This window comes from Rhodococcus sp. BS-15 (assembly GCF_000813105.1).
Classification (GTDB): domain Bacteria; phylum Actinomycetota; class Actinomycetes; order Mycobacteriales; family Mycobacteriaceae; genus Rhodococcoides.
In genome coordinates this window covers 1-5,938 of record NZ_BAOX01000293.1, presented here as the reverse complement: position 1 = coordinate 5,938, position 5,938 = coordinate 1, and the positions used below count along the sequence as shown (strand labels likewise).

The following is a 5,938-nucleotide window of genomic DNA, read 5'->3' as shown; positions in this document are numbered from 1 at the left end:
TCGACGAAGCTCGCGCTCGACACCGTGTACAACGTGTCGTCGAGTTCGTGAAAGTACGTCAGCGGCCGATCGCGATCCGGAACGCTCGCCACGGCAGTGTCGATCCGGGACCGCATCTGCGCGACCACTGCGTCGCCTTTCGGCGTCGTGCCCCGGTCGCGTCGGCCACTTGTTCGATCTGCTCGTACGCGTCGTCGAGGCTCGTCGCGGCCGGCACCAGCAGCGTCGGAATGCCGGCCTCGGCCAGAGTGGACGTCACCAGGCCGAGGTCGGTGGAGGTGATCACCAGATCGGGGTCGTACGCGACGATCGCCTCGAGGCTCGGCGTGAACGCCGACAGCCCGGTCTTCGGAGCGTCGGCGGGATAGTCCGACTGATCGTCGACGGCCGCCACCTGCTCACCTGCCCCGACGGCATACAGGGTCTCCGTTGCCGTCGGGCTCAGCGAGACGATCGAACGAGGCACCGCGTCGATGGTGACGGTCCCGCCGTCCGAGCCCGACGCGATCGTCCTCGGAAACTCCCCGCTCGACGCCGTGGCCGAGGTTGCGGTCGGCGGGGAGTCCGTGGTCGTGCTGCCGCATCCGGTCGCGACCAGCGCGATGACCGCGAACCCGGCTGAGATCATTCGTGCCGATCGACGCTGCACTGCCACTCCTGTGTTTCCGATACCTCGTGGAGCGCCAACACTATCGGGTCGAGGTCAGCGACCCAGGCTCCGTGCCAGGTACGTGCCGGTGTGGGTGTCGGAGACCACCAACTCGTCGACGGTTCCGGTGAAGGTGATCAGACCGCCGTTGTGTCCGCCGTCGGGGCCGAGGTCGATGACCCAGTCGGCAGCGGCGATGACGTCGAGATTGTGTTCGATGACGATCACCGACCTGCCCTCGTCGATCATCCCGGACAGCAACGCGATCAGGTTCGACACGTCCGATGGGTGCAGACCGGTCGTCGGCTCGTCGAGAACCAGCACCGGCGACGACCCGACCAGTTCGGTGGCGAGCTTGAGCCGTTGACGCTCGCCGCCGGAGAGCGACGAGAGGTTCTGGCCGAGCGAGAGGTAGCCGAGCCCGACGTCCCGGCACCGGCGGAGGATGTCGCGGATCTTCTTGACCTCGAAGAAGTCCTGCGCGTCCTCGACGGACATCTCGAAGATGTCGGCGATGCTGATGCCGTCGACGGTGTGCCGGATCGCGCCCGAGCGGAATCGCCTGCCTGGCACGTCTCGCAGGTGCTCGTCACCGGGTCGGTGAACCCGAGGTCGGTGAAGATGACGCCACTGCCTTGGCAGTCGGGGCATGCGCCGTCGGAGTTGGGCGAGAACAGCGACGGCGGCTGGCCGGTCTTCTTGGCGAAGTACGCGCGGATCGGATCGAGCAGACCGGTGTAGGTCGCGGGGGAGGAGCGGCGCGATCCGCGGATGGGTGCCTGGTCGATGATGACGGCGTCCGGCGCGACCTCACGGAGGTGGCCGTGGATGAGGCTCGACTTGCCGGAACCGGCGACGCCGGTGACGGCGGTCAGAACTCCGAGCGGCACGTCGACGCTGACGTCGCGCAGATTGTGGGTGCTCGCACCGGTGATGCTCAGCCATCCCGAAGGCGCACGGGGAGTCCGCAATTCGACGCCCTCGCGGCGCAGCGCGGCACCGGTCCTGGTGTCGGCGCGGCGGAGTTCGTCGTAGGTTCCCTCGAAGACGACTGTGCCGCCTGCCTTTCCCGCGCCGGGGCCGATCTCGACGATGCGGTCGGCGATGGCCATGACCTCGGGGTCGTGCTCGACGACGAGGACGGTGTTGCCCTTGTCGCGCAGCGCGAGCAACATGTCGTCGAGGCGGTGGACGTCGCGGGGGTGGAGGCCCGTGGTCGGTTCGTCGAAGACGTAGAGCATGTCGTTGAGGGTGGCTCCGAGGTGGCGGACCATCTTGATGCGCTGGGATTCACCGCCCGACAGCGACGACGTCGCCCGGTCCAGGCTGAGGTAGCCGAGACCGAGATCGACGAGTCTGCGTAGTTGCGTGACGATTTCGGCGGTGACGGTGCCCAGTCCGTTGATCTGCCACCCGTCGATACGATCGGCGAGTTCGGATACCTGCATCGCGAACGCGTCGGGGAGAGACAGACCCTCGAGGGTCGCGCCGCGGATGGTCTCGTTGTAGCGGGAGCCGCCGCAGGACTCGCAGACGCCGCGCGTGACGATTCGCTCGAACGCGAGCTTGGCTTTGCCCTTGAGGGCATCGGCGTCCTTCGCCAGGTAGCTGCGCCGGAACCGGGACACGATCCCCTCGTAGCTCTTCATGACGGCGTCGGGATTCAGCACTTCGACCTCGCCGGGCTTGGCGTCGAAGAAGATGTGGCGCTCGCGGGCGGAGTACTGCTCGATCGGGACGTCGAGATCGAACAGGCCCGAGTCGGCGAACACCCGATACGGCCATTTGCCGACCTCGAAGTCCGGATGCTTGAACGGCCCCTCGCGCAAGGACTTCGACTCGTCCACGAGTTCGCCGAGGTCGACGACCTTCGCCTCACCGAGCCCCTCGCACTCGAGGCACATGCCGGCCGGGTCGTTGAACGAGAACGCGTTCGCGAACCCGATCGCCGGGGTGATGCCGCGGGACCACAACATGCGCAGCCAGTCGCCGATGTCGGTGATGGTGCCGACCGTCGACCGCGGGCCGCCGAACAGACGCTTCTGGTCGACGATGACGACAGCTGACAGGTTGGCGATGAGATCGGCGTCGGGGCGGCCGTAGGACGGGAGGAACGTCTGCGCGAACGCGGTGAACGTGGAGTTGATCTGCCGTTGAGCTTCGGCAGCGATGGTGTCGAAGACGAGTGATGACTTCCCCGACCCGGAGACGCCCGCGAACACGACGAGCGAGCGTTTGGGCAGGTCGAGGTTCACGTCGCGGAGATTGTTCTCGCGTGCTCCGCGAACGAGGATGGTGGACAGTTCGTCGCTGGATGGCTGGGCTGGTGTCGTCGGCTGGGCCTGGGTCATGTGCGCTTCGGTCGCCTTTCGCCGCCCCCGACGCTGGTTCGCCCGGGGCCGGTGGAGTCTACCGTACGGTGTACGGAAATGCTACTGCTGATGGCAGGTAACTGACTCGGGCGGTCGGCCGATTGAATAGGCATTGGCCACCGCCGGGTGAGATCGTCTCGAAAGGTCCCCATGTTCAGTAGAGGTCGCGTACTGGCTGCGTCGTTGTTCGTGTTGCCGGTTCTGGCGACAGCCTGCAGCGCCGGCGGTGCGACAGAGTCCGACTACCGGAGCGAAGTCACGAGGGTCGCAGGGGGTGCGACCATGTCCTCTGCGTCGTCGGTGCCGAGGGTAGTCGTTCAGGACGCCGCCGGAGCAGAGCCGTCCGTGCAGGCTTGGGTCCCCGTGTACATGCCGGCGGTGGTGTGCCTCGATCTGCAGTCCGCCCAGAACGCGATCCAGGCGGCGGGGATCTTCTACTCCCGGAGCGTCGATGCGTCCGGTGCGAGCCGGATGCAGGTCAACGACTCGAACTGGATTGTCGTGGCGCAGGATCCGCCCGTAGGGACGCTGATCGGTGAGGGCGATGCTCTGCTGTCCGCGGTGAAGATCGGGGAGCCGAACAACTGCTGATCTACCGGCGAATGCTGTGCTTGCCTGCTGGAGCCGGTTCCTGCTCGGTCGAGCTGTAGGCGAGGTGTCCTCCGATGAGACCGCCGACGCTCGCTGTTGCCAGACCGGCCGCAGCCAGCGCCTTGGCGATGCCATCGGTGTGCTTCCGGCGACGTACGTACGAGCCGAGGAAGAGGAAGACGCCGGTCGCGTTGGACGCCGCGTGGATCATCCCGACGCGTCGTTGGCGGGTGTTCATCGTCGACCAATCAGCCCAGCCGGTGGCGATAGCTGCCGGCGCGGATGCCAGCCCGAGGGAGATGACCAGCTTGCTCGCCCTCGATTGGTGATTCATCAGGTCGAGGGCGACTGCGCTCGTCCAGCTGCCGACGGTGATGTTGACGAGAGCAGGGTGGACGGGGTGACCGATCCACCGTCCCCGGAGCGCGCTACCGACGGCGCTGTCGTCGAGGGCGGGCGCGAGAACGCCGTTGATCGCGTTGCCGGCATCGTCGAGAAAGGACGCCGATTCGAGGCTGTCGAGTGCTTGTTTCGTCTTCATGCCTTGCCGCATGCCCCGCTGACGCTGCACGAACCGTAAGGGCAGCCAAACACGGGACGAGATGCTTGGACGTCCTATAACGTCGGGTGATGAGCAGCGGAACACGAGTGAACACGGTCGACGGCGTCCTGCGACGGTCGGCCGCGAAATTCCCTGACCGTCTCGCCGTGACCTTCGAGGGACGCAGCCACACCTACGGAGAACTCGATACCGCGGTCACCCGCGCCGCCCGACGACTGATCGCGCTGGGATTGAACAAGGGTGACCGCGTCGCGGCGTACGGCGTCAACTCGGACGCGTACGTCCTCGCGTTCCTCGCTTGTGCGCGAGCCGGATTGGTGCACGTTCCGATCAACTACGCGCTGGTGGGCGACGAACTGCGGTACTTGCTCGATCAGTCGGGCTCCCGCGTGGTTCTTGTGGACCCGGCGTTGACGGCCACCCTCGACTCCGTTCGTGGAGACCTGACGATCGAGCACGTGATCTCCCTTCCCGATGTGCTGGGCACAGACGGCGACGGCTCCGAACTCGAACCCGCCGCCGATTCGACCGACCTCGCTCAGCTGCTCTACACCTCCGGAACGACGTCGAAACCCAAGGGCGCGATGATGTCTCACGGTGCGTTGGTCGCGGAGTACGTCTCGTGCGTCATCGCGCTCGGGTTCACCCAGGACGACGATCCGCTGCTCGTGATGCCGATGTACCACTCGGCGGGGATGCACGTGTTCATGCTGCCGTATCTGTCGGTGGGTGCCACGGTCCGCTTGATGCGTAGGCCCGACGTCCCGGAGATCCTGCGCCGGATCGAAGAGGAGAAGATCAAGTCTCTGTTCCTGGCACCGACGGTGTGGGTTCCGCTCGCCAATCACCCCGACCTGGACGCGCGCGACCTCTCCTCGCTGAAGAAGGCGCAGTACGGTTCGTCGATCATGCCCGTCACCGTGCTCAGTCGGCTACGTGAGCGGTACCCGGACATCGAGTTCTACAACTGCTTCGGGCAGTCCGAGATCGGTCCGCTGGCAACGGTATTGCAGCCCGAGGAGCACGAGGCGCGGCCGGCGTCGTGCGGACGTGCGGTGTTCTTCGTCGAGACCCGCGTCGTCGATGCCGACGGCAACGATGTGCCGGACGGCGAGCCCGGGGAGATTCTCTACCGTTCTCCTCAGCTGTGCGACGGCTACTGGGACAAGCCGGAGGCGACGGCAGATGCGTTCTCGGATGGGTGGTTTCATTCCGGTGACTTGGTGACACGCGACGCCGAGGGGTTCATCACCGTGGTCGACCGGATCAAGGACGTCATCAACACCGGTGGCATTCTCGTCGCGTCACGCGAGGTGGAGGATGCGATCTACACCCATTCGGCGGTCGCCGAGGTCGCGGTGATCGGGACGCCCGACGACAAGTGGATCGAGGCGGTGACGGCCGTCGTCGTGCTCAAGGACGGCAGTGAGTTGTCGTCGCAGGTGTTGATCGACCATGTGAAGGGTCGGATAGCGCCGTTCAAGGTGCCCAAGACCGTCACCTTCGTCGACGAGTTGCCGCGCAATCAGAGCGGAAAACTACTCAAGCGTGAGCTGCGCGGTTGACCTGGTGTCAGGCTGCGCGCCGTTTTCGTCGGTGGTAGCTGGGCATGGGTTGTCGTGTGGGGTCGATGGATTCGGGTGGGATGGCGTAAGGGTGTCCGTCGGTGCCCATGAACAGTTGCCAGTCGCCGTGGTGGACGAGGCGGTGGCATTCTCCGCAGACCAGGGCGAGGTTGTTCAGGTCGGTGGGGCCGCCGTGTTC

Annotated in this window: 5 protein-coding genes and 1 pseudogene; 2 read left to right on the top strand and 4 right to left on the bottom strand. The window is 65.9% G+C overall.

Translation table 11 applies throughout. The features are described 5' to 3' along the window. Positions 1–58: 58 nt before the first annotated feature. Together RHBS_RS23030 and RHBS_RS23025 are read right to left on the bottom strand one after the other, a co-directional pair. Complete coding sequence (locus RHBS_RS23030) at positions 59–628, bottom strand: ABC transporter substrate-binding protein (RefSeq protein ID WP_237669599.1); 570 nt, start codon at positions 626–628, stop codon at positions 59–61. Positions 629–703: 75 nt separating this feature from the next. Continuing rightward, positions 704–3,000: pseudogene (locus RHBS_RS23025) on the bottom strand (ATP-binding cassette domain-containing protein). 303 nt (positions 3,001–3,303) lie between these two features. Here RHBS_RS23025 and RHBS_RS23020 point away from each other — a divergent pair. Then, positions 3,304–3,612, top strand: a complete 309-nt coding sequence (locus tag RHBS_RS23020; RefSeq protein WP_237669597.1) for a calcium-binding protein — start codon at positions 3,304–3,306, stop codon at positions 3,610–3,612. 1 nt (position 3,613) lies between these two features. On the opposite strand, the gene RHBS_RS23015 is transcribed toward RHBS_RS23020, so the two are convergent. Next, entirely contained in the window at positions 3,614–4,153 is a 540-nt protein-coding gene (locus RHBS_RS23015; RefSeq protein WP_128646498.1) for a DUF2231 domain-containing protein, read from the bottom strand. 89 nt (positions 4,154–4,242) lie between these two features. On the opposite strand from RHBS_RS23015, the gene RHBS_RS23010 reads away from it, so the two are divergent. Further along, the gene (locus tag RHBS_RS23010) at positions 4,243–5,739 is read left to right on the top strand and encodes an acyl-CoA synthetase (protein ID WP_128646496.1); all 1,497 of its coding nucleotides are present in this window, start codon (positions 4,243–4,245) and stop codon (positions 5,737–5,739) included. A 7-nt stretch (positions 5,740–5,746) separates the two neighbouring features. Here RHBS_RS23010 and RHBS_RS23005 read toward each other — a convergent pair. Then, on the bottom strand, positions 5,747–5,938 hold a 192-nt coding region (locus RHBS_RS23005), incomplete at its 5' end, for an HNH endonuclease (protein WP_145977575.1).

Coding starts and splice junctions, on each gene's coding strand:
- RHBS_RS23030 (WP_237669599.1), bottom strand. CDS start 628: ATGATCTCAGCCGGGTTCGCGGTCATCGCGCTGGTCGCGACCGGATGC.
- RHBS_RS23020 (WP_237669597.1), top strand. CDS start 3,304: ATGTCCTCTGCGTCGTCGGTGCCGAGGGTAGTCGTTCAGGACGCCGCC.
- RHBS_RS23010 (WP_128646496.1), top strand. CDS start 4,243: ATGAGCAGCGGAACACGAGTGAACACGGTCGACGGCGTCCTGCGACGG.
- RHBS_RS23015 (WP_128646498.1), bottom strand. CDS start 4,153: ATGAAGACGAAACAAGCACTCGACAGCCTCGAATCGGCGTCCTTTCTC.